Raw genomic sequence first — 26,165 nt, 5'->3', positions numbered from 1 at the left:
ATGAACTTTGTTTCCATGATCTTCGGATGGCACGGTGGCAGCAGCATCGGGACGCTGCCCTTGGACGCGCTGGTCAACGAAAAGACCACGCTAACCAGCCGCGCGACGTCGTTTGCCGTAGAAGACGGCCCGCCCGTGACGGACCACGTGGTGGCGGACTCCGAGCAACTGACGCTTGATGGCTGGGTGACGGCGGCTGACATCAGCTTGCTGGGCGGTCTGCGCGGCACGGCCTTGGGCGCCGGTCGGTCAAAGTTGGTCGGCGCCAAGGACGCATTGCGCAAGATCCATGCGGACCGCCTGCCCATCACCATCACAACCGGGCTGGATGTCTACGCAGACTTCGTGATGGAAAGCTGCTCCATCGGGCGTAGCAACGGCGCCGGCGACCGCTTCGAACTATCCGCCAGCTTCAAGCGCATCCGCAAGGTGACCTTGCGGCAGGCGGATATTCCGCCAGAAAAAACCTCGGGCAGTGCAACGGGCAAGGCCGGCACCACCAAGGCCAACGCGGGCAAGCAAAACGGCGTGCCCGCCAGCCAGAAGCAGCACGATGTCTTCAACGCGAAAGGAATCCTCAACACATGATCCAGATACTCGTTCCCGACGCCAACGACAGCATTACCGAAATGGAGCTGGACGGCATGACTTATTTTTTGCGCCTGTCCTGGAACAACGAGGCGCAGCAATGGGTGCTGTCCATCGAGAATGCCTACAACGAACTGATCGTGGCGGGCATTGTTGTGGTGCCGGACACCCGCTTGTTGGCGGGATACCGGCATCTGGCCGTGCCAGCCGGTGAACTGGTGGCCTTGGCGCCCGACCGCCGCGACACCATCAGCCGTGCGGCGCTGCCTTCCAGCGAGGTGGCGCTGTTCTACGTCAACGCCGACGAGGTGGCCAATGGCCAGGTTTGACCGCGTTTACCGGCTGCTTGTCGGCAAGCCCGGCGGGCAAGGCCTGGAGATCGTCCCGCCCATCCGCATGACGTTCGACATTGCCAAGACTGCCGCCGAAGAGTCCAACGACGCCAAGATCACCGTGTACAACCTGGCCGCGCAAACCCGCCGCACGCTGGAAGAACCCGGCCTGCGCTGCGTGCTGTACGCGGGCTATGCGCAAGAGGGCGGCCCCTTGCTGATGGCGTCCGGCAGCATCGTGTATGCGTATACCCGCTATGACCAGCCGAACGTGGTGACGGAATTGACGGTCAAGGACGGCTATGTCGAAGTCCGCGACACGGCGATTTCAATCGGCCTGGGGCCTGGCGCGCGCGCCAGCGACATCATCCGCGACATTGCGCGGCAGATGGGTTTGCCGCTGATCATGGCCGACGATGCGCCCGACCGTCGGTGGGAGCAGGGCTTTTCCTTCTACGGCGCGGCACGCACGGCGCTGCATAAGGTTACGCAGGGCACCGGGCTGGAATGGTCGATCCAGAATCAGCAGTTGCAGGTGGTGCAGCGGCTGGGCACCACGCGGCGCCAAGCCGTTGTGCTGGCCGTGGACACCGGCTTGCTGGGTCAACCCGAACGCACCCGGGCGGCAGCCAGCGAGAAGGCGAAATCGAAGGCAAAGGCGCCGGGGCAGGCGGGTGTCGCGGTGCCTGCCGGCACGGCCAAGCCCGCCAGCGGCCAGCAGCAGCGCGACGGCTGGAAGGTCAAGTCGCTGTTGCTGCCGACCATCAGCCCGGGTGATCTGGTCAAGCTGGAAAGCCGTTCGGTAGAAGCGTTTCAACGCGCGGAAACCGTGCGCCATACAGGCGATAGCGAAGGCGGTGACTGGCAAACGGAATTGACGCTGGTAGATCCTCATCCGCCCGCCACAAAGAAGGAGCAGTCATGAGCAATGCGGTAACCCTTATCCGCCGGCTTATCGCCACGGAACTGGCGGACGTCTACACGACGCTGCCGGGCGAAGTCGTCACCTATGACGGCACCTTCGTCACGGCCCGCCCCGCGCTGGCCAAGCGGCTGGCCAATGGCGACGTCTTGCCGCCGCCGCAGGTGGTGCGCGTGCCGGTGTGTTGGCCGGTGGGCGATGTGAACGGCGCGCAGGCGCTGATCTCGGTGCCGCTGGCGCCGGGTGACGCGATCAAACTGTCGTTCTCGGCCCGCGCGCTGGAGAACTGGCTGGCGGGCGACAACGGCCCACCGGATGACCCGCGCCAGTTTGATTTGTCGGACGCGTTTGCCTCACCGCTGCTGCGGCCGGGCACGATGGCGGCCGATACGCAGAATGTCAGCATCCAGTACGGGCCGGGTACGTTGAAGCTATCCCCAGCGGGCGACCTGACGTTTCAAGTCAAGACCTGGACGGTGCAAGCGGAACAGGCCACCTTCAACACCCCGGTCACGATCAACGGGCCGCTGACCTATACGCAAGGCATGTCGGGCGAGGGCGGCCAGGGCGGCGCGTCGATGCGCATCCGTGGCGGCGTGGCCTATGAAGGCGGCGCGATCACGCACAACGGCAAGAGCATCGGCGACGCGCATCGCCACGCCTACGCGGGCGGCACGACCGAGGGGCCAATCTGATGACCCTGGACCTTGCCTTGTCCGCCGACCACGATCTGGACCTGGACCTGCTTGGCCGCGCGTCGTTCGTGGATGGCGCCGAGCGTATCGCGCAGCAGATCAACACCACCTTGCTCGCCTTCATGGGCGAGTGGTTTCTAGACACCAGCTTCGGTGTTCCGTACTTCGAGGACGTGCTGGTGAAGTCGCCCGACCGCGCCAGCATCGAAGCCATCTTCCGCGCCCGAATCCGCGCGGTGCCGGGCGTGACGCAGGTGCAGGCAATGCAGTTGCAGATGGAGCGCCAACTGCGTGTGCTGCGGGTCACTTATCAAGCCGATACCGCCTACGGGCGGCTGGATCGCGTGGTGCTGCTGGGGGCGTCTTCGGGCGCGTCGTCCCGCCGCTCATCAAGTACGTCTTAGCCCCTTCCTTTCCCTTATTTTTGTTGAGGTACCTATGGCCTACGGTGTCACACCGGACGGGTTCGTACGCCCGCGCCTGCCCGAAATCCGCCAGGAGATCGTGGCGGACCTGCGCGCGCGCATGCAATCCGCCGGATTCAATGGCGCGGTGGAAACCCGCCCCGACAGTATTACCGGCCTGCTGATCGACACCTTCGCGGAACGCGAAGCCACGTTGTGGGAGCAGGCCGAAGGCGTGTACTACGCGATGTACCCGGGGTCGGCGACGGGCGTGTCGCTGGACCGGTCGGTGTCGTTCACCGGCGTATCGCGCTACCGCGACGAACCCTCGCGAGCCTATGTGGTGCTGTATGGCACGCCGGGCACGACGGTGCCGGCGGGCGCGCAAGTGCGGCATCGCGTCAGCCAGAATGTGTGGGCGCTGGACAGCGCCACGCGGATCTTGCCCGGCGCGGCGGCGGATGTGACGTTGCAGCCCGCCATTGCCCCGCAGACCGCGTACACGGTATCGCTCGATGGCGTGGACCATTCCTACACCAGCGGCGCCACCGCTAATCTGCCCCAGGTGCTGGCGGGATTGGTGGCGGCGCTGGCCGCCAGCGGCCTGGAGGTCTCGAGCGATGGTGTCGCCGTGCGGATCCATTCCGACGGCCGCCAGCCCGTGGCATTTGCGTGGTCGGCCAGCTTGTCCTTGATCCGTCTGGGGGCGCCCGCCTTGGTGACCACGATCGGCGCGTCCGCCGAAGGCGCCGCCGTGGGGGACCTGAACGGAATCATTACGCAGGTCGACGGATGGGAGGCGGTCAACAACCTGCAAGACGGCGTGGCGGGCCGCCTGGCGGAAACCGCCGCCGAGTTGCGCGCCCGCTATCCGACCGGCCTGTTCCGGCTGGGCGCGGCCACGCTACCCAGCATTGCCCCCAACGTGCGCGACCGCGTGGCCGGCGTGCGTACCGTCAAAGTCTTCACGAACAGCACGGACACGCCGGATGCGCTGGGCCGGCCGCCGCACAGCGTGCATGTGGTGGCCGACGGCGGCCTGGACGACGAAGTGGCCGACGCCATCTTCCGTGTGGTGGCGGCCGGCATCGACACCCACGGCCAGCGCCGGGTGGTGGTCAAGGACGCGGACGGCGCGGACCAGGTGATCCGTTTCGACCGGCCCGAGCGCGTCTATCTGTGGCTGCGCTGCGCCACCACCTTGTTGCCGCCGTCGGAACAAGCGTTTCCGCCCGATGGCTTTCAGCGTATTGCCGACAGCCTGGCCCAGGTAGGCGAAGGCTTCAGCATTGGCGAGGACGTGGTCCTGCAACGGTTGTACGGCGCAATTTTTCGCACGCCGGGGCTGGCGTCGGTGGATTTGACGCTGGCTTATTCGACCGATCCCGCCTTCAGGCCGACGCCCGCCGACTATCTCGCGGCAAACGTCACGATCCAGGACTTTCAGGTGGCGGCGTTTGATCTGTCGCGCATCGAGGTGGCGTGATGGATCTGAACCAAGATCATGCACAGGTGGCCTGGGGCCATTGGCTGGGGCAGTTTCAAACCAAGCGGCGGCTGGAAGCGTTGGTCAAGGCGCTGCTCAAACCCGCCCAGGGGCTGCAAGGCGCGTTGCGCGCGCTGTACGAAGACCGTTGGCTGGATACGGCGGTGGGCAGGCAGCTGGATGGCATCGGCGAGATCGTGGGCTTGCCGCGCGTCATCGATGAAGCGATCTACATCCGATTCTTCGGTTTCGACGGGCAGCCGAATGTGGGCAGCTTTGGCGTAGCGCGGTTTCGCCGCGCCAACGAGCGCGCGCTGGCCGGGTCCACCACCTTGCTGGATGCCGAGTACCGCAAGTTGCTGTACTGGAAGATCGCCTTGAACAACGGCCACGGCACCACGCCGGAGATCGCCAGTTCGCTCAAGCCGATCTTCGATGTGACGCGGGTCGTGGTGCAGAACGCTGGCAACGCAAAGATCCGCATCTGGGTCAGCCGCATACCCGGCCCCAACGACCCACTCATGGCCAACCCCTACAAGTGGGTGCCCCAAGCCGCCGGCGTCGGCGTGCAACTCATCACCGGCTCGACCGAAAAGCCCTTCGGCTTTCGCGAGCAAGGTTTCTTTGGCTTTGGCGTCGGCGTGCTGGCGCGAGGGATTTACTGATGGCAGACCCTACTTTTTTCGACCTCTTCAAATCAACCTGGGCACAGAACGGCCTGACCGAAGGCATTACCGACCTGCAATACAAGGCGGGTTGGGCATTCATCGGATCCGTGCCGCCTTCGGTCGAGCAATTCAACAAGGTGCAGCAGACCACCGACGAACGCCTGGCCTGGCTGTACAAGCAGTTGGACGGCCTGGCGGCGGTCACGGGCCGACCGCTGGCGGCCACGGGCTTTGACGCGCTGAGCTATGCGCTGCAAAACCTGGACGCCGGCAACCTGAAGACCGGTACCTTGCCCGTGGCGCGGGGCGGCACGGGCTTGGGGGCCGTCGCGGCAGGTTCGTATGTGACGGGTGCGGGCTCGGGCGCGCTGGCATCGCGCACGCCGGCTCAGGTGCTGGAAGACATTCAGGCGCTGCCGAAGGCGGGGGGAAATGTCAGTGGGCCGATCGTCTTGGGAGCTGGCGCGGCTCTTGGTAGCCAGTACGGATCCAATTCGACATCGGGTCAAACGGCGCATGTTGTGCTGCCGGCCGGCGGCGGATTTTCGACACACACCGCCACCGTCACCGGTGCAATGAAGATCACCTTGCCGGCAGCGGCGGTCGATGCAAACACGATGGTCCGTCTTCGGGTCGAGATCTTCGAGTCGCTGGCTGATGGACCGCCTGTGACGATCCTGATCCATGGCTATGCTCAGACCAGCAAGGTATGGGGTCGGCAGGGCGCGACGATACTTGCCGGCGGCGTCGGATCAGACATGCCCGTGCGGTTTGGGTCTGACTCGAACGGCGCCCTGTGCATCTGGCTGGGCGAGTTGAACAGGGCTTGGTCGTACCCGTCCGTGACCGTGTCGGAGGTGATGGCGAAGGGCAACGCCACCGAGGCATCCGTTGCGAGCTGGGCAAGCGGCTGGAAGGTGGAACCGGTCACCGCGTTTGAGACGGTTTCCCAAGTCGCTGCGCTCAGCAACCTGGCTTTCGCTCGTTCGGATATCCCGCGAGTGACCGGCCTGCAGGCGGCGCTGGATGCGCGCATACCCGCCGTGTCCCTGACCAACTTGCCAACGACCAACGTCGGGCCGGTCCTGGTTGCTGAAGTCGCGGAAGTCTGGGTCTGGGTCTCCACCAGCTTCTATACCGGCTATCGGTCGCCCCTTTGCGGCCGCCCTCTGGACGGCCACACCGTCACGCCACTCGCGAGCGAAGTAGACGCGGTAGGCGGAATTCTTCAGAAGTCCGCTTATGCAGCCCTATGGGGATACGCGCAGGAAAATGGCCTTGTGCTGACGCAGGCCAATTGGGAAGCGCGCCGTGGCGGCCATTACTTCGTCAACATCGACGCCGACACGTTCCGCGTTCCAGACCTGCGCAATATGTTCCGCCGGTTTACCGGAACTGACGCTGACACTGCAAATGCGAGGAATCTCGGCAGTCCAGCATGATCAGTTCAGGTCACATGCACATACGTACAACGGACGGCCTTGGTAGGCATTGCCGCCGGGTCGGTCAATATCTACGGCAACTTCTCAGGCACTACCTCGACTGCTGGCGGTGCCGAACCAGACCCGTGAACGTCGCCTATCTACCCAGAATCCATGCGTAGCTCAGGCATGAATCCGGGGCGATAAGCAGCATTGACGGGGCGGGTTTCTGCACCCCCGTATGCGACGGTGACCCTCCGTTCGGGCTACCACCGGAGCGGCCCACATCATTAGCGTTCGGCGTCGCGCTTGTTTGAAGATTACTAACGCCAGCAGCCAAGGTGTGAGCGTGGCTGCGCAAGCTATCGCCCTGCTGCGTTCCCAACTCTCTCGCATTTGCAGTGCAAATTCCATTTCCTAGGAGAACAGTATGCAGAAAGACGTATTTCAGACCGGCGAAGGCGGTCTATATCTGTACAAGTCCATCGCCAACGAGCTCGCTCTCTCGCCCGGCGCATTCAACATTCCCTATGGCGCATTCGAGGATGCGCCGCCGGCTCCGCCCGAGGGGAAATGGCCGCGGCGTGCGGGCGGAGCATGGACCATGGTCGACGACTATCGCACCACGCCTTTATGGGTGGTGGACACTGGCGCGCCGTATTCGCTTGGTGCCGATCATGAAGGCGCAGGCGGCACAGTCAGCTATCCAGGCTGGGGGGAACTGCCAGCATGGTTGACCGCGTCAGAGCCGCCGCGATCGGTGGAAGTGGCTTCGGGTGAGGCGTAGGCGCTATGCTGCCAGGGGCCGGGCTTCTGACGCAACATCGCGTTCAAGACGCATCTCTTCCAGTTGGCGTCGCCCAAGTGGGCTGCGCGCGAGCTTCAGGGCTAACTCTCGCCCGTGTGGGTGGTAATAGCGCAGCAGCATCCGCGTGTCCACGTTGCCATTGACCTTCGCCAATTCATGAATCTGGAACACCGTAGCAAGCTGCGATGTGCCTTCGTGTCGAAGGTCATGAAATCGCAGGTCGCGAAAATAGGCGCCATTAGGCCTACGGCCGTATTGGCGGCACATATCTTCATAGTGCAATCGAGCCCGGCGACGCGCCCGGATGAAGGCGCGTGTGGCTGACCCCGGTTGCATCGTGAAGATGCTGCCCCGCAAAGGTTTGCCGGAGACCCATCGACGCAAAGCCTCTCGCGCGCGAGGGGTCAAAGGAACATTTCGCGCGCGCCCGTTCTTGGTATGTGGCAGGTGCACCACCCCGTGCATGAGGTCCAGGTTTTCGCGTAGGATTCCCACCACCTCAGACCGGCGCATGCCAGTCTCTTTGGCAACAATGAGGATGGTCGGTAGCTCTGCCGACCGGGTGGCGCGGATGATCCAGTTCAGTTCCTGACGTGGGCAGTCGTCTTCGGAGACTCCGCGCAAAGTGATGCGTTCAAACAGGCGACGATCTCGCGCGTCGTCAATCGTAGGTCGGCGCACCAATTGGACCGGATTGGCTAATTGGTCAAAGCCCCAATCTTTTCGGATCACGGTGTAGACGTGCGAAAGGAAGGCCATCCGCCGTACCACCGTGGCGGGCGCCCTGTCCTTAAGCCACTCGTCTCGCAGTTCGGTTAAGTCGGAGCTACGGATCCGATCAACCGGCCGAATGCCCAGCCGTGTAGCGCGCCAGATGCGCGCGATGGACTGCTCTGCGGCTTGTCCTTTCTTTGTGGACGAAACCTCGGCCAGATAGCGCGTGAGCGCTTCACCCAGGGTGGGCGTGGACTTGCGGCGGGGCTGACGGCGGGACCAGAGTTTCATGGGCAAAAGCCCCGAGTTGTAACGCACATTCTCCATTCATGCCTTTTTTCATTGCCCGCCTGTGCGGGCCTTTTTTTCGTCCCTACAGGAGGCCCCATCCTGCACACAATTTTCAGGAGCAACCCCAACATGGAACCCGGCTCTACCAGTTTGGGCGGCCTGGCCGCCCTGAAGGTCGCGATGGCGTATGGCATTCCGGCTGCGATCGCGGCCATGCTTGGCCTCTTGATCATGCCGCCGCATAGCATTCGCGAATTCACCGTCCGCACGGTATCCACCGTGGTCTGTTCTTTTCTCTTCGGTCCCGCGCTGGCCGCCGCCGTCATCACCTGGAAACCCGCCTTGATGCAATCCATGACCTGGCTGGCCCAGCATGGCGCGGGTACCGATGACGCCTTGCTCGCCAAGTTCTACGTCCTGGGGCCCAGCATGTTGTTGGCTGGCCTGCCCGCGTGGTGGGTGCTGGGCGCCTATATGCGCTGGATGGCCAGCATGCGGAAAAAAGGCGTGTTGGAATGGCTGGCGGATGCGCGCCGCAAGCTGCTTGGCGTGGGCGCGCATCGGCGGGGTGGGGGAAACAATCATGGATCTTGATGTCATCACTCATGCCGCCATCGTGCCCGCGCTCGCGCTGCTTCCGCCGGCCATGAATACGCCCGAAGCCCAGATCCTGCTGCTTGCCATCGGCTTGCAGGAAAGCCGTTTTCAGCATCGCCGCCAGATTGGCGGGCCGGCGCGTGGGTTCTGGCAGTTTGAACGCAATGGCGGCGTGCAGGGCGTGCTGACGCATTCCGCCAGCCGGGACGACGCCTTGCGGATTTGCGCGGATCGTCATGTTGTCCCGGACTCCGCAACGGTCCATGCGGCCTTGGAAACGGACGACGTCCTGGCCGCCGCGTTTGCGCGCCTGTTGTTGTGGACGGACCCGCGGCGTTTGCCTGCTATAGGAGACGCCGATGGCGCTTGGGCGCTGTATCTGCGCACCTGGCGTCCGGGCAAGCCGCATCCGCACACGTGGCCGGCGCTGTACGCCAAAGCCCTGTCCGCGATGGAGCCCGAACATGCGCGCCTGGTTTGAGCGGTTCACGGGGATGGCGATGGCCGCTTTGGCTGCGACCATCGTGCTGCTGCTGGCCTACCTGCGTGGACGCAGCGAGGGCCGCAGCGCCGAGCGCGAGCAGCGCGACACGCAAATCAATCGGCAGGCCGACCGTGCCCGCCAGGAGGCCAGGGATGTTCAGGATCACACGGCGCGCATGGATGATGCTGCCATTGCTGATGAGCTTAAGCGCGACTGGGTGCGTGGCGCCGGCCCGCGTGGGCGTTGAATATTGCGAGCACGCGCGGCCGGTGTATTTTGATGAAGCGGCCCAAGTGGATGCCACGCCCGCCCCGATACGCAGGCAGATCCTGGAGGGCAATGCGGTCTGGCGCAGGCTGTGCGCGGGCGCGCCATCATGACCCAGTCGATATTGCACATCATGGTTCTAGCCATCCAGGCAATAGATGGCGCACGATGGCGGTTCTGTATTTATCGATTCCTGGATCCATCATGAGCACTCGCCTCGACTACGCCCAAGCTTCGCCCGACGGTTACAAGGCCTTCGGCGCGGTATATGCCTACCTGCATGACTGCGGGCTGCCCAAGACCTTGGTCAACCTTGTCTTCCTGCGGGTGTCGCAGATCAATGGTTGCGCCTACTGCATCGACATGCATTCGCGTGACCTGATCAAGCAGGGCGTTGCCGTGGAAAAACTGGTGTTGGTGCCGGTGTGGCAAGAAGCGGGCGCCGTGTTCACGCAGCAGGAACGCGCGGCGTTTGCCTGGGCGGAAAGCGTGACGCGCGTGGCGGATACTGGCGTGCCCGACGAGGACTATGCCGCGGCAACCGCTGAATTCAACGACAAGGAACTGGCGGACCTGACCTACGCGATCGGCCTGATGAACGCCTTCAATCGTCTGGGCGTGTCATTCAGGGCGACTCCGGCCGCCACCAGGGCGGCGGAGAAGGCGGCGCGCTAAGTCAAAGGCAAGGTGGCGGTGACGCGCGCGGCGCAAGCTTGGTGGGCGCCATCCCTTCACACGGCGCACCGATACCCGGCACGCCCTGCCGGACGACCCTGGAAAACCCCGGGGCATTCCCATGGGCCCGCGCCCGATCCGTATAACGGCCCAGCCGCCGGTACTCCGCCGCGCTCTGCGCGCCTTGCAGTACGCCCAGATCGTAAAAATACTCGGGCAGATACCCCGACGCCAGTTGCCGATAGTCCAGCGGCAGGCCTGGCACGATGCGCCGCGCCATCTGGAAGACGATGGTGGTGCAGTTGGCGGTCAGCGTGTGATAGAAGCGCGGCGAGTCGCGCAGGCGGTTTGCGCTGGCCACATAGGCCAGGAACAAAGATCGCGCGTTGTCCGGCGGCATGTGGACGCGGTACAGGTAGCTGTCTTCGTCGCGCACGTTGGTGCGCACGCGCAGGCTGTCTTCTTCGGTAGACGCAATAAGGCTTAGCTCATACTGTTTGAAGAAGCCGCCGATCTCGGAAAACCGGTCACCTTCCTTGCGCCGGATCTCCACCGAGAACACCACGTAGCGGTCATCGCCGAAACCGAACGACACCAAGGCGTGGGCAATGGCGGGGCGGCCCCAGTACGACAGCGCCACGTCCACGGACTGCAATTCGTTGAGCGCATAGTGGCGGGTTTCCCAACGCGGCGTGAAATCGGTGCGCGTGCGCCAGTGGAAGTTGCGCACGTTGTGCAGCGTGACGCGGTTGCCGTCGACCTCGCCATAGGTCTGACGGGCAACCTCCGGGATCCATGCCCGATCGTTTGACGCGCGTATGCCGAGCCACCAGATCAGCAGCGCCAGCGTGGCGGTGGCGAAGCCGTAGCCCGCTGGCCGCCATGATGGCCAGGCCAATGCCGCCAGCGCGGACAGCGCCAGCAGCATCCAGGCAAGGGTCAGCAGGGCTCGCGGGCCGCGTGCCAAGGGCGCGCGTATCCACAAGGCCAGCGCGCCCCAGGACGCGACCAGCACGATGGTGATGCCAAGCAAGAGGGAAGCGGTCATGGGCACCCTGGACGGTTCAGGCCGCCAGAGTATGGCCGCGCTGGATTTGAGCCGTCAATCACGCCATGGGCGTGTCAGGGCTGATTCCGCAAAAAGACTTGCCGGCCGGGCCGGACAGAGGGGCATGAGGCGGACAACGCCGCGCAGGCAGCGAAGCGTGCGCGGTGGGACAAGCTCATGAGCGCGCCCGGCTTGTGGCTGGCGGCTCTTTTTTGGCGCGCGGTTTAGGCGCGGGTTTCTTAACTTCTGCAGGAGCGTCGAACTCCTGCTTATTGCGCTCACCGCGTGGGGTGTTTTCCGGATGCGGCTTGGGAAAAGCCCAGGGCTTCATTTTCTGATCCATTGCATGTACTCCTTGCACAGGCGGAACAGTAGCATTAGCCGTGGCTGTGGGTAAGTGAGGGTTGACGTCAATATTCATCACATCGTGATTCTTAGAAAAAAACTTGGCGCATCGACCAAGGCGGCGCTGGCGAATTTTACGCAGATTGCGCGGTGCAGCGATGCGACGCGTGCGACGGCGCTTCCGCCCGCGGGCCGCGACGGGTAAACCCTGTCAGGATTTGGAGATCATCCTTTTTTTCAGGGCAAGCCGCGTCGCCGTGGGCGGCATGCAGCGCTACGATTGAAAGCGTGCACGTAGGGGGATCACTATGGACACCGCCAAGGACTGGTATGCCGCTGTCAAAGCGTGGCAGCGTGCGCGCGACGAGCTCACCGCAGCGATCGCCGCGATCAAATGGCCGAACCCGACTCCGGGCTGCCTCGAAAGCTACGACCGCGCCTATGCGCGCGAAACTGAGGCTCGAGAGCGCATGAATCAGGCATACGAACGCGTCCGACGATAAGCACGTTAACGATGTGCGCGCTTTGCCGCCCGGCCCAGCCCCGCGGCAAAGCACAGGATGGCTGCGCCCTGCAACAAGGCCGCCACCGCCAGAAAGCCGAGCATCGCTTGCCCGCTTGCGTCCAGCATCGCGCGCAGCAGGCCAAACAGCGCGGGCGCGAAGGCGTATGCGCCTTGGGATAGCGCGACAATCAGCGGCACCACGCGCAGGCTGTCTTCGCGCGCGAATTCCGTTTGCGCAATCAGCGGCGGCAAGGACGTGGCATTGCCGATGCCCGAGCCGAACAAGATTACGCCCAGCCACACCGCCCATGTATGGTCGGCCGCCAGCATCAGCGTGAGCGAACCTAAAATTTGCACGGCGTAGGCCATGCACGCGACTTTGCGCCGGTCGGCACCGGGGGCATCACCGCGCCCACGATCGTGCGGCCCGCGATGGCGGCCGCCGTGGCCAGGCCCATCGCGATGCCCGCCGTCTGTGCGCCCAGCAACGGCGCCAACAAGGACAGCAGGTGCGCAATCAGTCCGATCTGCGCGAACAGTCCCAACGCCATGCCGCCTGCCAGCGTCAGAAAAGCGCGGTCGCGCCACAGTTTGGCCACGCGAGGCAACGGGGCGGACGACGCGGCAGCGGGCGTGGCGGGGCTGTCGCCATCGGGCAATTGGCCCAACTGCTGCGGCGTTACGGCGAACACCTTGCGCGCCAGCAGCGCAATCACCCCCACCATCACCACGCCCACCCACCAGGCGGCGTGAGCAAAGCCCGCCTGCGCGATCAGGAACACCCACAGCGGCGAGAACACAATGCCGCCCACGCTGGCGCCGTTATAGGCCATGCCCAGCGCCGCCGGACGCCGCCGCGCGAACCAGGGGGCAATCAGCGCGTTGACCGCCGCGGCGCCCAACGCCACCCACCCCATGCCGCTCAACATCGCCGCGCCATACAACTGCCACGGCGCCGCGGCCATTGACCACCCGGTCACGCCCAGCGCCAACAGCACCGCGCCGCCAACGGTGACCAGGGGCACGCCAACACGGCGGTACAGACGAGGCAGGTTCGCCACAACCACGGTGCCGCTAAGAAAGTGCAGCGTGACGGCGCCGGACACCAGCGCCACGCTCCAACCGGTGCGCTGCACCACGGCGTGCAGGAACACGGGCGGGCCGTAAAAGCCCACGCCCCAGCCAAAGATGGCCAGCACGAATGTGGCGGCAAGAACTTTCCAACCGAAGAACGCGGAAGGGTTAGACATGATTTTCGGATTTCTCGGATGTTTTGTTGAGATGAGCCGCAGTATGCTTACGCCTTGCACACAACACTTTGGTCTATAGCGAATCATGGAATCCGAGTTCGCCGACATCAATCTCTCGGCCGTGGCGGGCGCCATTGCCGACCCCGCGCGCGCGCGCATGCTGTGCCTGCTGCTGGACGGGCGCGCGCGCACCGCCACCGAGCTGGCCGCCGCCGCCGATATCGGGGCGTCCACGGCCAGCAGCCATTTTCAGCGCCTGCGTGAACAGGGGCTGGTCGATATGGCCGTGCAAGGCAAGCATCGCTACTATCGCCTGGCCAATGGCGAAGTGGGGCATGCGCTGGAAGCCTTGCTGGTGGTGGCGGGCGCCGAGCGCGTACCCTTCAAGCCCAATACGCCGTCCGCGCTGCGCGACGCCCGCACCTGCTATGACCACATGGCCGGCACGCTGGCCGTGCGTATTCACGACGCCATGATCGCGCGCCATTGGCTGGCGGCTGATGGCCGCGATTACACGTTGACCCCGCTGGGTGAGGCCTCGCTGGCGCAGGTGGGGGTGGACATGACGCAAGCACGGCAGCGCCGCCGCCGCTTTGCCTGCGCGTGCCTGGACTGGAGCGAACGCCGTTCGCACCTGGGCGGCGCGCTGGGCGCGGCCTTGCTAAGCGCATTGGTGGAGCGCGGCTGGATCGAAAAAAGCCTGGACTCGCGCGCGCTGTCGGTCACGCGCAAGGGCGCACGGCAGTTTCCGGCTTTCTTCGGCGCACCGGATGCGCCGGCCGCCCATGATGGATTGCAGGGGGACTCGCATGCCGCGGCATAGCCTGCAAGCCTTCGTTTTGCGCATGCGCGGTTTGGTCCGATGGCGGCGCATTGAACATTGCCATTCCAGCCGCGAATGCGGCTTTTTTTTCGTCGGCTTGTTTCCGTTCAATCCTTTTTGAACATTATTTCTTTCGCTTGTTTTTCTCATTAGCCTTATTACTTTCGTCAGGAGGGGGCCTTGCCTACGTTGGCGTTGCACGCATTCCGTTTTCCCGCCCGGTTCGTCACCGAACTTCGCATTGACGTCAATCACGCTCCAGAAGAAATCGAGCGCGAACTCGATGCCATCCACCAGCGGATGCAGCGGCCCTTGGACCGCTTGCACGGACTGCCGCAGGTGCAGACAGACATCCCCGGCATCGTGCTGCGTTATCGCGAAGCCGATGGCGAGTACTACGTGTATGTGCTGGACGCGCGGCGCAACCGCGTGGCGGGTTACACCGTCTTCAACCGGCTGATTGAAGTGGGCAAGCGGGCAGATCCTTTCGTGCGCGCGCCGCATTCCAAATATGCCGCGCCGTATCAGGGCATGGGGCTGGCCACGGCGGTCTATCGATGGGGGTTGGAAGCGGGCTTGTGCATCATCAGTGGCGCGCGCCAATCACCCGGCGCGCATCGGCTGTGGATGGGTCTGGCGCGTGACTACGAACTGGGTTACGTGGATCTGCGACGCAAACAGTTGCGCTATCTGGGCAGGCAGGTGCCGGCCCGGGTGCAGGAAGACCTGCACACGCGAATGATCATGCTGGGGCGTGGCTGGGATCTGTCTGATTACATGGACGTAACGGGGATGACATTGTCCGACGATGCACTTTCGCAACAGGACCTAGGGTAATCCCCGTAAAGCGGTGGGGCGGGCGCCGGGCAAAAAGCGGCGTCCGCCGAAAAGCCGCGCCAGGCTTGCCGTTGCGCCAAGCTCGCTGCCAGGCAGGGTGACCAGGCAGAAACGGGGACGCAATTATTGCAACGCAACAGTGTTTCTATTAACCACCAGGGTTACAAAACATATCCAAACTGTCATGAATGGTCGAGGTATGCTCGATCGCAGAACGAGGGCATCCGAAAGTGCATCAAAACAACTTGATCTACAAGGGATACCGGCTGACGGCCAAGGTGTCCCGGGGCGCGGACGCTGAAATTCCAGCGTTGCCCAGCGGCCCCGTATTCATCGCATCGGTAATGGTGGTTCAGGCTGGCGCCGTGCTGGAAGGCGGCGACGAATATCCGGTTCCCCGCTTTGCGGAGGGCGGATTCGTCTACAGCCCACGGGAAGCCGTGCATGCCGCCATTCTGCATGGCCGCGAAATTGTCGACGGCCTGACGAACATGCCGTCCTAGCCGGAAAAAACTTCCCGCCAATCGCGCGTTTTGGCCAGCGTCTGCACTGTTGCGGACTGCTCAAGGATGGTCACGGCCTTTTTGAATTCCTCGGCCGTGGCGCCATCCTCCAGGATGACCATGCGCGAATTGCGTGCGTCCGCCATCTTCACGTCCGACATCTTGCCGTGGGTTTGATAGACCTGCGTCCAGTCCATCTTCTTGCCGGCCTTCAGCGCAATCGGTTCGATGTAGGTCAGCGCCGTGCTGCCCGCGGCGCGCACGGCAAACGCGAAGTCGGCCGTGTGGCCGCTGCTGCCCTTGGCGCGCGCGCCCTTGACCATGCGGTTCGCTCCCACGCCTTCGGCCAGCGCGCGGCCCACCTGGGCGCGAAAGCGCAGTTGGCTGAACTTGGGCATCCATTTGGCGCATTGGAACGACAGCGCCATCGCCAGCTTCACCGCGTCCCACAAGGCTTCCTGCAACTGCTCGTTCGGGCCGCTTGCCACGATGGCGCCGTCGCGGTCGAAATGCGCCAGGCTGACGCCGGGCGTTTCGTTCAGCATGTCGATGCGCTTGGGGCCGACTTCGATGCCGTAGCTGGAGGCGTGCATCGAGGTCTCACAGGCGTCGGTCAGATAGAACGTGGCGTCGTCCGGGTGCGCGATGAAAAAGGCCGCGTGCTGGCCGTCCAGCCCCAAGGTCATGGGGGCGATGGCGCGAATGGCGTGTTCACCGGCCGGCAGGACGGTCCAGCCGGAGGCTTCCAGAAAATTGCTCATAGGATCAGTTCGATTTGGCGGCCTTTGAGGGGATGCGCAAATCCGCCGACTAGCGTCAGGTTCGCCCGTGGCAGGAAGTACTGCATCAGCGCGCCGATATTGTGCAGGGCGGGCACGATGGGCTCGGCATAGCCTTCGCCTTCGTCCACCCAGATATGTTCGTGGCTGCGGTCAGCAAGCGGCTTGCGGAACTGTGGCCGGCCTTCGCCCACCAGGCTGGTGTGGAAGGAATCGTCGGTGTCCACGCCGAACACGCGGTGCGGGCCCACAAACAGGCTGGCACAGAACGCTTCGGTCAGGAAGATCGTGGCCTGGCCCTGCACCACGGTACGCGCGCCGCGGTAGGTGGCGCGAAAGATCACGTCGTCGCGCACTTCGCCCTTGATCTTGCACGCACTGCTGAACTCCATCCACTGGATGTTGTTGGCGGCGGGCTTGGGCAGCCAGGCGATCGGTTTTACGGTTTCCTTGGGTTCGGCAAGGATCTCTTGCACCTCATCAACGGTAATTAACGGTTCGAACTTGTTGGCCATAAAACGGATCTAGGGTCTTTGAACTGCGCGGCGGATGCGCGGCGCCGCTCGCGGCATGGCGCAGGGACTCATGCGCGCAAACAGGGCGAGGGGGCGTAATCTTACAAGATGGAGTCAGCACAAACCCTTTGCTGTATGGATATACAGCAAAGGGGGCGGTGTCAATCAGGCGTTCAGGCGATGGCTATAGCGTGCTGGCCCCGAACGTATCGCACTGCTTGATGTTGCCGCTTTCCAGGCCGCGCTTGAACCAGCGCACACGCTGGGCTGATGAGCCATGGGTGAATGAGTCTGGCACGGCATACCCTTGCGCCTGCTTTTGCAGGCGGTCGTCGCCGATGGCGGTGGCGGCGGCCAGCGCTTCTTCGACGTCGCCGCCTTCCAGGATGTTGCGAGCCGCATTGGCGCGCTGCGCCCACAAGCCGGCAAAGCAGTCGGCCTGCAACTCCATTCGTACCGACAGCGCATTGGCTTGGGCCGGGTTGCGGCGGCGCAGTTGATCGACCTGATCCGAAATGCCCAGCAGATGCTGCACGTGGTGTCCGACTTCGTGTGCGATCACATAGGCTTGCGCGAAATCGCCCGGCGCCTTGAACTGGTTCTGCAATTCATCGAAGAACGCCAGATCGATATACACCTTGCTGTCGCCCGGGCAGTAGAACGGCCCCATCGCGGACTGGCCCGTGCCGCAGGCCGTGGGTGTGGCGCCACGGAACAGCACCAGCTTGGGCGCGACGTATTGGCGGTTCAGATCTTTCTGAAAAATGGCGCCCCAGGTGTCTTCGGTTTCACCCAGCACCTTGGCCACGAAGCGCGCTTGCGGGTCGTTGGCGGGCGGCTGGGTCGCGGGGGCTTGCTGCGTTGCGGGCGGGCCTTCTGCCATCTGCAGGACCACGCTGGGGTCAACGCCGAAGTACATGGCCACCAAGGCAAGTACTATCGTACCGATGCCGATGGTTCCTCGTCCGCCGATACGGGGACCGCGAGACCGTCGGTCTTCAACGTTGTTGCTTTCGCGCGAGTCATCGAGGCGCATACTGTTTCTCCGGGCGGGGCGGCATCCCCGCCATTTTGCATCGCCGCCCGCCACTGGGCGGCATTCAAGAGTGTTAGGATAATCCCATGGCTCTGCATTTATCTATTCATCCTGCGAATCCTCAACCTCGCCTGCTCAAGCAGGCAGCCCAATGGCTGAACGATGGGGGCCTCGTGGCCGTACCCACCGATTCCAGCTACGCCGTTGTCGCGCGGCTGGACGACAAAAACGCCGCCGACGGCCTGCGCCGGCTACGCGGTCTGGACGAAAGACATCACCTGACGTTGCTGTGCCGTGACCTGGCTGAAATCGGCCATTTCGCGCGTGTCGACAACAAGCAATACCGTTTGCTGAAGGCCGCCACGCCGGGTCCGTGGACCTTCATTCTTGAAGCCACCAAGGAAGTGCCGCGGCGCGTATCGCACCCGTCGCGCAAGACCATCGGCATTCGCGTACCCGATCATCTCGTGATGCTGGGCCTGCTGGAACAAGTCGGCGCTCCGCTGCTTTCCACCACGCTGATTCCCAAGGACGAAAGCGAAGCGTTGAACGACGTCGAAGCCATTCGCGAACGCTACGACCACGATCTGGCCGCCATCATCGACGCGGGCGCCTGCCCGCAGTCACCCACCACCGTCATCGACCTGACCAGCGACGATCCCGTCGTGGTCCGTGTCGGCCGCGGCGACCCGGCCACGCTCGGTCTTGCCTGACTTCCCTTTCCCTGCGTTGCCTTTGCGTGCCGGCTGCCGCCGGCACGCGGCTCATCTACTATCCGGTTCGCCATGAACGACCTCATTCAAACCATTGCCGTCTACGCGATCCCGGTCATTTTCGCCATCACGCTGCACGAAGCCGCTCACGGTTACGTGGCGCGCATGTTTGGCGATCCCACGGCTTATGAGGCGGGCCGCATCAGCCTGAATCCGGTGCGGCATATCGACCCGGTCGGCACGCTGCTTGTGCCAATGGCCATTCTGCTGGCGTCCAAGCTATTGGGAAGCCCGGGCATGCTGTTCGGCTGGGCCAAGCCGGTGCCGGTGGATTTCGGGCGTTTGCGCCGGCCCAAGCGCGACATGCTGTGGGTGGCTCTGGCGGGACCGGCCGCGAATCTGGTCATGGCGATCATGTGGGCGTTTTCACTGCGCCTGATGCTGGAATCCGGCATGCAGGAATCCTTCTGGTTCCAGATGGGCGTGGCGGGCGTGAACATCAACCTGATATTGATGGCGCTTAATCTGCTGCCGATTCTGCCGCTGGACGGGGGACGCATCCTGTTCAGCCTGCTGCCCAACCGCCTGGCCTGGCAATATTCAAAAATCGAACCGTATGGCCTGGTGATCGTGATCGTGTTGCTGGTCACCGATGTGCTCTGGCTTTTGATGAGCCCGATGTATGACCTTGGAACGACTATCGTTCAGTGGTTTCTGTAGGATTTCATCCAATATCCGTTAAACTCAGCGGTTTCACTGATTCTGGCCCCGGGGCATCCTGCCGTGGGGCGTTGGAGCCCTACATTTATGGCATCCCCTGCACCCGCCGCAGGCGTTAATTTCCAGGGCAGCTTGGTGGCCCTGGTCACTCCCATGCTGCCCGACGGCAGCTTGGATTTCGCTGCCTACCGGTCATTGATCGACTGGCACGTCCAGGAAGGAACCGACGCGCTCGTGGTGGTGGGCACCACCGGGGAATCGCCCACGGTTTCCATGGAAGAACACGCGGAACTGATCCGCGTTGCAGTGGAACATGCCGCGGGCCGCATCCCGGTCATCGCCGGCGTGGGCGCCAACTCCACCGACGAAGCTATCCATCTGGCCAACCACGCGAAGGCCGTGGGCGCGCAGGCCGGGCTGTCGGTCGTTCCCTATTACAACAAGCCGTCGCAAGAAGGCCTGTACCGCCACTTCCGCACCATCGCGGAAGCCGTTGACCTGCCCACCATTCTGTACAACGTGCCGGGTCGCACCGTGGCCGACATGTCCAATGAAACGGTTCTGCGCCTGGCGCAGGTGCCCGGCATCATCGGCATCAAGGACGCCACCGGCGACATCGCCCGCGGCGGCCTGCTGTTGCGTGAAGCGCCTGCTGAGTTTCAGGTTTTCAGTGGCGATGACCCCACCGCCGCCGCCCTGATCCTGCTGGGCGCGCGCGGCAATATCTCCGTGACCGCCAACGTGGCCCCAAGCTCATGCGCGACCTCTGTGCCGCCGCGCTGGCGGGCGACGTGCCGAAGGTGCGTGAACTTAATGCCTATCTGGCCCGTCTGAACAAGGCTTTGTTCGTTGAAGCCAATCCCATCCCGTCAAGTGGGCGTTGGCCGAAATGGGCCGCAGCGCACTGGGCTACCGGCTCCCGCTGGTTGAACTGGGTACGCAGAACCACGAAGTCGTGCGTCGCGCGCTCCAGGAAACGGGTCTGCTCTAAATATCGTGAGGATACGTATGAACAAACGTCATGCCGGTTTGTCGGCATTGATGTCTCTGGTGTTGTTGGCCGGCTGCAGCGAGGTCAATCAATTCCTGGGCAATGAAGAATCTGTCGACTACAAGAGCGCCGTCACCCAGCGTGGAGAGCCTCTGAGCATCCCGCCGGATCTGACCCAGGCCAATAGCGACCCGCGTTATCGCGCGCCCGCATCGGGCTCGACGACGTACTCGCAGTTCCAACAGCAGGGCCAGGCGCAAGCCACCGCCCCGAAAACCAGCAACGTGCTGCCGGGCCGGCAAGACATGCGGGTCGAGCGCGACGGCGATCTGCGCTGGCTGGTGGTTGAACGGCCGCCGGAAGAGATCTTTCCGCGCTTGGTCGACTTCTGGACCGAAAACGGCTTTACCGTTGCCAGCAACAACCCGGCCGCCGGCCTGATTGAAACCGACTGGGCGGAAAACCGCGCCAAGATTCCGGAAAGCTGGCTGCGCCAAGCCTTGGGCGCCGTGCTGGAATCCGCTTGGGACAGCGGCGAGCGCGAGAAATTCCGCACTCGCGTCGAGCGCGTCGATGGTCACACCGAGGTGTACGTCAGCCATCGCCAGATGCTTGAAAAGCGCGTTGGCGCCGATGGCGGCCAAGTGCAATGGCAGAACGGTCAGGAAGACCCGGGCCTGAACGCCGCCATGCTTGCTCGCATGATGGTCTACCTGGGTTCGGACGTAGACAACGCCCGCAAGCTGGTGCAGCAGGCGGAAGCCTCGCCGCAGAAGCCCGCCGTGCAGGAAGACGTTCGTACGCAAGGCACCTCTTTGCTGGTCGCCGAATCGTTTGACCGCGCCTGGCGCCGTGTTGGCGTGGCCCTGGACGGTGGCGGTTTTGCGGTGGATGACCGCGATCGCTCGACCGGTGATTACTTCGTGCGTTACGTCGACACCGACACGGGCGAGCAGAACGAGCAGCCCGGCTTCTTCAGCCGCCTGTTCTCGGGCGACAAGAAGGCCGAAGCACCGCAGTACCGCATCCACCTGGCTGGCGCCGGTGAACAGACCACGGTGACGGTGCTGGACGCCAACGGCACGCGCGACAACAGCGCCACGGCCCAGCGCTTGCTGAGCGTTCTGAAGGACAAGATGTAAATCGCGTCAAGCCGGCGCCTGTGTGCCGGTTTGGAAACGCCAAGGCCCCCGATCTTCGGATCGGGGGCCTTTTTCATTTGCGTAGGCCGAATTCAGACGCAAAAAAACCCCGGCAATTTACTTGCCGAGGTTTTCTTGCGTCTTCAGAGCGGGGGTTCGTCTCTGTTTTTATTAAGACGCGGGCGTGGTCGAGCCGCCCGGGGTGGTCGAGCCGCCGCCAGGAGTGGTGCCGGGCGCGGGAGCCGGGGTGGCAGGCGGCGTGGTCGTGGGGGCGGGCGTGCTTGCCCCCGGAGTGGTCGCGGGCGCCGCGGCATCTTCCTTCTTGTTGCAAGCGCTGAGCGCAACGGCCAGCACCGAGGCAATAATCAAGGTTTTGCTCATCATTTTTGGACTCCTGTAGATGACGACTCTTGAAACCCCCATTAGGGGAAACCAGAACTCAGGCTACAGGAGTCCGGCGCCGCAGCGCGTGTGAAAGTTAAAAAGGTCGCATCCGAACGGCAACAAACCTTTCAGCTTGGTGTTATCTCTTTCCTTATGTGTCCCGGGGCATGGATCTGATTGCGTTCTGTTCGAATCCGATACGCCGGCGTGTCGGGATACTACGCCGGCACGTAGTGAATCCAGCCGGAATCCAACCAGTCCGCCAAGCACGAGCGCGCCTCGGGCGACAACTTGGCGCAAGCCGGATCAGCGCAGTCCAGGCGGCGGGCGTCCGCCAGCGTGCGCAGCGCGGCGTCCGCTGGCGTCATCGCGGTTTCGCCGTTGATGAAAAGCTGTTTGCCGCGATAGAGCATGCGGCTGCGGCGGTCCAACACCAGGCGGCCCGAGGTGGGCCAGGCGTCTTCCAGGTCTACGTCGATGTCGTCCGCGGCATCAAAGACGCTTTGGTTATGCGGTTCGGTCAGCCAGCAGCCCAAGAAGCGCGACGCCAGCGCATCGTCAAAACGCAGCTTTTCCACGGTTTCCAGCGTGGCGGCCACCAGCGCGTCAGGCAAGGCGGCGGGCGTGTCGACGGCGGGTTGGCCGGGGTCGCGGTAGACCGCCGACAGTTTCGGGCCGGGCAGCGCCGGTTCGCCATAAGGGCCGCCCAGCAAGCCGACGCGCGCCATCACCTGGTCGGCCGCGGCTTCAAGCAGGCCTCGCGCCAGAATGGCCTGGGTGGGGGCGCGGAAACCGATTGAGATGGTCATGCAGCCGTCGCCGAGCGCAACGCCGTCATGCGCCGCCTGCGGCGGCAGGTACAGCATGTCGCCCGGCGCCAGCACCGCCTTTTCCTCGGGCTGGAAGTTGCTGAGGATCTTCAAGGGCAGGCCCGGTTCCAGCGACAGGTCTTTCTGGCGGCCATAACGCCATTCGCGTTCGCCCGCGGCTTGCAGCAGGAAGACGTCGTAGCTGTCGAAGTGCGGCCCCACGCCGCCGCCATGGCTGGCAATGCTGACCATCACGTCATCAAGCCGGGCGTCGGGAATGAAGCGGAACAGGCCCATCAATTCAGACGCGGCATCGCTGAGCAGGTCTACGCTTTGCACCAGCAGCGTCCAGTCGCCTTCGTTGTCTTTGGGCAGTCGTGCGAAGGGGCCGTTTTCCATTTGCCATTCGCCGTTCTCGCGCCAGATCAGGCGCGATTCCACGTCGTCGCGCTTCGCCAGCTTCTTGATGGCGGCAATGGCCAGTGGCGGTTTGAAGCCAGGGATGGCCTGGCGGATCAGCAGCGGCTTGCGCTGCCAGTAGCGGCGCATGAAGTCGTTGGGGCTTTGGTTGCCCAAGAGCGGCAAGGGTTGGTCGAGGTTCATTGAAGATGCTTCTTCAGGCGGTAGAGGGCGTCCAGCGCTTCGCGCGGGGTGAGGCTGTCGGGGTCGATGGTGGCAAGCTCTTCGCGCAGCGCGTCCAGCGCTTCGATGGCGTCGTGGCGGTCGGCCTGGGCATAGGCTTGCGCATCGGCGTCGGCCGCGGCCGAGAACAAGCCCAACTGCGGGGTGGGGGCGCCTTGCGCCTCCAGCCGTTCAAGCTCGCGCGTGGCCTGGCGGATGACCGCCGCCGGCACGCCGGCGCGTTGGGCCACCTGAATGCCGTAGCTGCGGCTGGCCGGGCCTTCGCGCACTTCATGCAGGAACACGATGCCGGCGGCCGATTCCGCCGCCGCCAGATGCACGTTGGCCGACGCCGGCTGTTCGGCCGGCAGGCGCGTCAGTTCAAAGTAGTGGGTGGCAAATAGCGTCAGCGCGCGGTTGTGCGCCAGCAGACGGCAGGCGATGGCCCAGGCCAGCGCCAGGCCGTCATAGGTGGACGTGCCGCGACCGATTTCGTCCATCAGCACCAGGCTGTTGGGCGTGCTGGCCGACAGGATGGCGGCGGCCTCGGTCATTTCCATCATGAAGGTCGAACGCCCGCCCGCCAGGTCATCGGCGGCGCCGATGCGGGTGAAGATGCGGTCGATCTTGCCGATGCGGGCACGCGCGGCCGGCACGAAGCTGCCAATGCGCGCCAGCAGCACAATCAGCGCCACCTGCCGCATGTAAGTCGATTTACCGCCCATGTTCGGGCCGGTGATCAGCAGCATGCGGCGGGCCGGATCCAGCCGGCAGCCATTGGGCGTGAATCGTTCAATGGCGTGTTCCACCACGGGGTGGCGGCCGGCGTCGATATCGATGTCGGCGTTTTCGGAAAGATCAGGCGCGATCCAGTCGTGGCGGCGCGCGTGTTCGCCCAACGCGGCCAGCGTGTCCAGCTCGGCCAGCGCGGCGGCGCAGTCCGACAAGGGACGCACGTGTTCGGCCAGTACGTCCAGTAATTGCTCGAACAGCCATTTCTCGCGCGCCAGCGAACGGTCTTGCGCGGACAGGACTTTGTCTTCCCAGGTCTTGAGCTCGGGCGTGATGTAGCGTTCGGCGTTTTTCAGCGTCTGGCGGCGGCGGTAGTCTTCCGGCACCTTGGCCGTCTGGCCCTTGGTGACTTCAATATAGAAACCATGCACGCGGTTGAATTCCACGCGCAGGTTGCTGATGCCGGTGCGCTCGCGTTCGCGGGCTTCCAGTTGCACCAGGAAGTCGCCGCCGTCCGCGGCCAGGCCGCGCAGCTCGTCAAGTTCGGCATCAAAGCCCGGGGCCAGCACACCGCCGTCGCGAATGGCCACGGCGGGTTCCGGCGCAATGGCGCGCACCAGCAGCGCGGCCAGCGCCGGGTCAACGGACAGGTGCGACACAAGTTCGCCCAGGCGTGGCGACGCCGCCATGGGTTCGACCAGATCGCGCAGCGCGGGCAGTGATTGCAGAGCGTCGCGCAGGCTGGCCAGTTCACGCGGGCGCACCGAGCGCAGCGCCAGGCGAGCCGCGATACGTTCAATGTCCGGGAAGGCGTTGAGCGCGGCGCGCAGCGCTTCCAGCAGGCCGGCCGACCCAAAGGTTTGTTCCACGTCCATGCGGCCAGCCAGCAGCGCCGAAATGGCCTGCTGGCGCGCCAGCGCCTGCTCGTTTTCGCGCAAGGGGTGATGCAGCCAGCGGCGCAAGAGCCGGCTACCCATGGGCGTGCGGCAGCCGTCCAGCAGTGAAAACAGCGTGGGCGCATCTTCGCCCGACAGTGTTTGCGTCAGTTCCAGGTTGCGGCGGGTGACCGGGTCCAGCAGCACGTACTGGCCGGGGCGTTCGGCCGACAGGCTTTGCACGTGCGCCAGCGCCTGCGATTGCGTACGCGCGGCATAGCGCAGCAAGGCGCCGGCGGCGCAGATGCCGGCCGGCATGTCTTCGATATCGAAGCCCGCCAGCGTGTCGGTCTTGAAGTGCGCCAGCAGATGCGCGCGCGCGCCATCGCTTTCGAAGTGCCAGTCCGGCACGCGCGAGCGCGCGCCGTCGAACGGAAATTCAAAGACGGCGTTGTCCGCGCAGACGATCTCGGCGGGCGCAATGCGATGCAGCTCGGATTCCAGTTGGGCCGGCGCGCATTCGGTGACGCGGAATTCGCCGCTGGCCAGGTTCAGCCAGGCCAGGCCGGCACGCGGCGCGCGGGCATTGCCGGACACGAACACGGCAGCCAGCGCGCGGTCGGCCTTGGCGGGCAGCAGCGCGTCGTCGGTCAAGGTGCCGGGGGTGACGATGCGCACGATGCGGCGCTCGACCGGCCCCTTGGATGCAGCCGGGTCACCAATCTGTTCGCAGATGGCGATGGACTCGCCCATGGCGACCAGCCGCGCCAGGTATTGCTCCATGGCGTGCACGGGCAAGCCGGCCATGGGGATGGGCGTGCCGTTGGACGAACCCCGCTTGGTCAGCGTGAGGTTGAGCAGGCGCGCGCCACGCTCGGCGTCTTCGTAGAACATTTCATAGAAGTCGCCCATGCGGTAGAAGAGCAGCAAGGGGCCAGCCTCCGCTTTCAGGCGGAGGTACTGCTGCATCATGGGGGTGTGGCCGGTGATCGATTCGTCGATTCCGCCCGGTGTTTTGTGGGTTTTACCTTGTGCTGCTTGCATTTACAGAGTGATGAGCCTTGTTTGTTGATCGGCGAATGACCCAACGACGCCCGTCTAAACCCATCATCACTTGCCTGTTTGGCGTAACTTTCCGGGGCGTCGTTTTGAAAACTTACGCCGCATCGTTTAGCATCCTCGGGA

General features: G+C 64.0%; 29 protein-coding genes and 2 pseudogenes. 21 read left to right on the top strand and 10 right to left on the bottom strand.

What is annotated here, in order from left to right; genetic code table 11:
• The 9 genes from ELS24_RS21115 to ELS24_RS21075 all read left to right on the top strand — a co-directional run bounded on the left by ELS24_RS21115 (position 1) and on the right by ELS24_RS21075 (position 7,303).
• The gene (locus ELS24_RS21115; protein WP_127185266.1) at positions 1 to 588 is read left to right on the top strand and encodes a phage baseplate protein; all 588 of its coding nucleotides are present in this window, start codon (positions 1 to 3) and stop codon (positions 586 to 588) included.
• Positions 585 to 917 carry a phage baseplate plug family protein gene (locus ELS24_RS21110; protein WP_127185265.1) on the top strand — a complete coding sequence of 111 codons (333 nt, stop codon included), beginning with the start codon at positions 585 to 587 and terminating at the stop codon, positions 915 to 917. Before ELS24_RS21115 ends, ELS24_RS21110 begins: the two co-directional genes overlap by 4 nt.
• Positions 904 to 1,845: a phage protein gene (locus ELS24_RS21105; protein WP_127185264.1), complete on the top strand. Its 942-nt coding sequence runs from the start codon at positions 904 to 906 to the stop codon at positions 1,843 to 1,845. The genes ELS24_RS21110 and ELS24_RS21105 overlap by 14 nt, the downstream gene beginning before the upstream one ends.
• Positions 1,842 to 2,537, top strand: coding sequence for a Gp138 family membrane-puncturing spike protein (locus ELS24_RS21100; protein ID WP_127185263.1), 696 nt, complete (start codon positions 1,842 to 1,844; stop codon positions 2,535 to 2,537). Before ELS24_RS21105 ends, ELS24_RS21100 begins: the two co-directional genes overlap by 4 nt.
• Entirely contained in the window at positions 2,537 to 2,941 is a 405-nt protein-coding gene (locus tag ELS24_RS21095) for a hypothetical protein (protein WP_127185262.1), read from the top strand. The genes ELS24_RS21100 and ELS24_RS21095 overlap by 1 nt, the downstream gene beginning before the upstream one ends.
• A gap of 34 nt (positions 2,942 to 2,975) precedes the next feature.
• A complete protein-coding gene (locus ELS24_RS21090; protein ID WP_127185261.1) occupies positions 2,976 to 4,427 on the top strand; it encodes a hypothetical protein in 1,452 nt (483 codons plus the stop codon).
• Positions 4,427 to 5,092, top strand: coding sequence for a DUF2612 domain-containing protein (locus ELS24_RS21085; protein WP_127185260.1), 666 nt, complete (start codon positions 4,427 to 4,429; stop codon positions 5,090 to 5,092). The genes ELS24_RS21090 and ELS24_RS21085 overlap by 1 nt, the downstream gene beginning before the upstream one ends.
• The gene (locus tag ELS24_RS31090; protein ID WP_205736925.1) at positions 5,092 to 6,537 is read left to right on the top strand and encodes a hypothetical protein; all 1,446 of its coding nucleotides are present in this window, start codon (positions 5,092 to 5,094) and stop codon (positions 6,535 to 6,537) included. Before ELS24_RS21085 ends, ELS24_RS31090 begins: the two co-directional genes overlap by 1 nt.
• A gap of 409 nt (positions 6,538 to 6,946) precedes the next feature.
• Entirely contained in the window at positions 6,947 to 7,303 is a 357-nt protein-coding gene (locus ELS24_RS21075) for a hypothetical protein (RefSeq protein ID WP_050449843.1), read from the top strand.
• Positions 7,304 to 7,306: 3 nt separating this feature from the next.
• On the opposite strand, the gene ELS24_RS21070 is transcribed toward ELS24_RS21075, so the two are convergent.
• Entirely contained in the window at positions 7,307 to 8,365 is a 1,059-nt protein-coding gene (locus ELS24_RS21070) for a tyrosine-type recombinase/integrase (RefSeq protein ID WP_240669350.1), read from the bottom strand.
• Positions 8,366 to 8,458: 93 nt separating this feature from the next.
• On the opposite strand from ELS24_RS21070, the gene ELS24_RS21065 reads away from it, so the two are divergent.
• From ELS24_RS21065 to ELS24_RS21050, 4 genes are all read left to right on the top strand, one after another.
• Positions 8,459 to 8,923, top strand: coding sequence for a hypothetical protein (locus tag ELS24_RS21065; RefSeq protein WP_050449845.1), 465 nt, complete (start codon positions 8,459 to 8,461; stop codon positions 8,921 to 8,923).
• Positions 8,913 to 9,407, top strand: a complete 495-nt coding sequence (locus ELS24_RS21060; protein ID WP_127185259.1) for a hypothetical protein — start codon at positions 8,913 to 8,915, stop codon at positions 9,405 to 9,407. The genes ELS24_RS21065 and ELS24_RS21060 overlap by 11 nt, the downstream gene beginning before the upstream one ends.
• Positions 9,391 to 9,657 (top strand): hypothetical protein, encoded by a 267-nt coding sequence (locus tag ELS24_RS21055; protein ID WP_127185258.1) that lies wholly within the window; start codon positions 9,391 to 9,393, stop codon positions 9,655 to 9,657. The genes ELS24_RS21060 and ELS24_RS21055 overlap by 17 nt, the downstream gene beginning before the upstream one ends.
• Before the next feature lie 224 nt (positions 9,658 to 9,881).
• Positions 9,882 to 10,352: a carboxymuconolactone decarboxylase family protein gene (locus tag ELS24_RS21050; RefSeq protein ID WP_127185257.1), complete on the top strand. Its 471-nt coding sequence runs from the start codon at positions 9,882 to 9,884 to the stop codon at positions 10,350 to 10,352.
• A gap of 1 nt (position 10,353) precedes the next feature.
• Here the strand turns inward: ELS24_RS21050 and ELS24_RS21045 are convergent, their stop codons facing one another.
• Both ELS24_RS21045 and ELS24_RS30980 read right to left on the bottom strand, forming a co-directional pair.
• Entirely contained in the window at positions 10,354 to 11,400 is a 1,047-nt protein-coding gene (locus ELS24_RS21045) for a DUF4105 domain-containing protein (RefSeq protein ID WP_127185256.1), read from the bottom strand.
• Between the two features lie 175 nt (positions 11,401 to 11,575).
• Positions 11,576 to 11,743, bottom strand: coding sequence for a hypothetical protein (locus tag ELS24_RS30980; protein ID WP_164741279.1), 168 nt, complete (start codon positions 11,741 to 11,743; stop codon positions 11,576 to 11,578).
• Positions 11,744 to 12,053: 310 nt separating this feature from the next.
• Here ELS24_RS30980 and ELS24_RS21040 point away from each other — a divergent pair, with 310 nt between their 5' ends.
• Positions 12,054 to 12,248, top strand: a complete 195-nt coding sequence (locus ELS24_RS21040; RefSeq protein ID WP_050449850.1) for a hypothetical protein — start codon at positions 12,054 to 12,056, stop codon at positions 12,246 to 12,248.
• Between the two features lie 5 nt (positions 12,249 to 12,253).
• On the opposite strand, the pseudogene ELS24_RS21035 reads toward ELS24_RS21040, so the two are convergent.
• Positions 12,254 to 13,500, bottom strand: a pseudogene (locus ELS24_RS21035) (MFS transporter).
• An 85-nt stretch (positions 13,501 to 13,585) separates the two neighbouring features.
• Here ELS24_RS21035 and ELS24_RS21030 point away from each other — a divergent pair.
• The 3 genes from ELS24_RS21030 to ELS24_RS21020 all read left to right on the top strand — a co-directional run bounded on the left by ELS24_RS21030 (position 13,586) and on the right by ELS24_RS21020 (position 15,663).
• Positions 13,586 to 14,323, top strand: coding sequence for an ArsR/SmtB family transcription factor (locus ELS24_RS21030; RefSeq protein ID WP_127185255.1), 738 nt, complete (start codon positions 13,586 to 13,588; stop codon positions 14,321 to 14,323).
• Positions 14,324 to 14,503: 180 nt separating this feature from the next.
• Positions 14,504 to 15,160, top strand: a complete 657-nt coding sequence (locus ELS24_RS21025) for a hypothetical protein (protein ID WP_050449853.1) — start codon at positions 14,504 to 14,506, stop codon at positions 15,158 to 15,160.
• 230 nt (positions 15,161 to 15,390) lie between these two features.
• Complete coding sequence (locus ELS24_RS21020) at positions 15,391 to 15,663, top strand: hypothetical protein (protein ID WP_050449854.1); 273 nt, start codon at positions 15,391 to 15,393, stop codon at positions 15,661 to 15,663.
• Here ELS24_RS21020 and ELS24_RS21015 read toward each other — a convergent pair.
• The 3 genes from ELS24_RS21015 to ypfJ form a co-directional block, all read right to left on the bottom strand.
• Positions 15,660 to 16,424 carry a DUF1828 domain-containing protein gene (locus tag ELS24_RS21015; protein WP_127185254.1) on the bottom strand — a complete coding sequence of 255 codons (765 nt, stop codon included), beginning with the start codon at positions 16,422 to 16,424 and terminating at the stop codon, positions 15,660 to 15,662. The two genes, ELS24_RS21020 and ELS24_RS21015, sit on opposite strands and share 4 nt — an antisense overlap.
• Positions 16,421 to 16,957: a hypothetical protein gene (locus tag ELS24_RS21010; protein ID WP_127185253.1), complete on the bottom strand. Its 537-nt coding sequence runs from the start codon at positions 16,955 to 16,957 to the stop codon at positions 16,421 to 16,423. Before ELS24_RS21010 ends, ELS24_RS21015 begins: the two co-directional genes overlap by 4 nt.
• A 184-nt stretch (positions 16,958 to 17,141) precedes the next feature.
• Positions 17,142 to 17,993: a KPN_02809 family neutral zinc metallopeptidase gene (gene ypfJ, locus ELS24_RS21005; protein ID WP_127185252.1), complete on the bottom strand. Its 852-nt coding sequence runs from the start codon at positions 17,991 to 17,993 to the stop codon at positions 17,142 to 17,144.
• An 86-nt stretch (positions 17,994 to 18,079) separates the two neighbouring features.
• Between ypfJ and ELS24_RS21000 the strand changes: the two genes are divergently transcribed.
• The 4 genes and pseudogenes from ELS24_RS21000 to bamC all read left to right on the top strand — a co-directional run bounded on the left by ELS24_RS21000 (position 18,080) and on the right by bamC (position 21,559).
• Entirely contained in the window at positions 18,080 to 18,706 is a 627-nt protein-coding gene (locus tag ELS24_RS21000) for an L-threonylcarbamoyladenylate synthase (protein ID WP_050449859.1), read from the top strand.
• A 72-nt stretch (positions 18,707 to 18,778) separates the two neighbouring features.
• Complete coding sequence (locus ELS24_RS20995) at positions 18,779 to 19,426, top strand: site-2 protease family protein (protein WP_050449860.1); 648 nt, start codon at positions 18,779 to 18,781, stop codon at positions 19,424 to 19,426.
• A gap of 87 nt (positions 19,427 to 19,513) precedes the next feature.
• A pseudogene (gene dapA, locus ELS24_RS20990) lies at positions 19,514 to 20,417 on the top strand (4-hydroxy-tetrahydrodipicolinate synthase).
• Positions 20,418 to 20,434: 17 nt separating this feature from the next.
• On the top strand, positions 20,435 to 21,559 hold the full coding sequence (bamC, locus tag ELS24_RS20985; protein ID WP_050449862.1) for an outer membrane protein assembly factor BamC: 1,125 nt from the start codon (positions 20,435 to 20,437) through the stop codon (positions 21,557 to 21,559).
• A gap of 171 nt (positions 21,560 to 21,730) precedes the next feature.
• On the opposite strand, the gene ELS24_RS20980 is transcribed toward bamC, so the two are convergent.
• From ELS24_RS20980 to mutS, 3 genes are all read right to left on the bottom strand, one after another.
• Positions 21,731 to 21,943, bottom strand: coding sequence for an endopeptidase (locus ELS24_RS20980; protein ID WP_083447553.1), 213 nt, complete (start codon positions 21,941 to 21,943; stop codon positions 21,731 to 21,733).
• A gap of 218 nt (positions 21,944 to 22,161) precedes the next feature.
• Positions 22,162 to 23,355: a cupin domain-containing protein gene (locus ELS24_RS20975; RefSeq protein WP_127185251.1), complete on the bottom strand. Its 1,194-nt coding sequence runs from the start codon at positions 23,353 to 23,355 to the stop codon at positions 22,162 to 22,164.
• Entirely contained in the window at positions 23,352 to 26,024 is a 2,673-nt protein-coding gene (gene mutS, locus ELS24_RS20970; RefSeq protein ID WP_428839656.1) for a DNA mismatch repair protein MutS, read from the bottom strand. Before mutS ends, ELS24_RS20975 begins: the two co-directional genes overlap by 4 nt.
• Between the last annotated feature and the right edge of the window lie 141 nt (positions 26,025 to 26,165).

Source organism: Achromobacter spanius, assembly GCF_003994415.1.
Lineage (GTDB): Bacteria > Pseudomonadota > Gammaproteobacteria > Burkholderiales > Burkholderiaceae_B > Achromobacter > Achromobacter spanius_C.
Note: the sequence above shows the minus strand (reverse complement) of the source record. Positions and strands in the feature narration are given on the sequence as shown.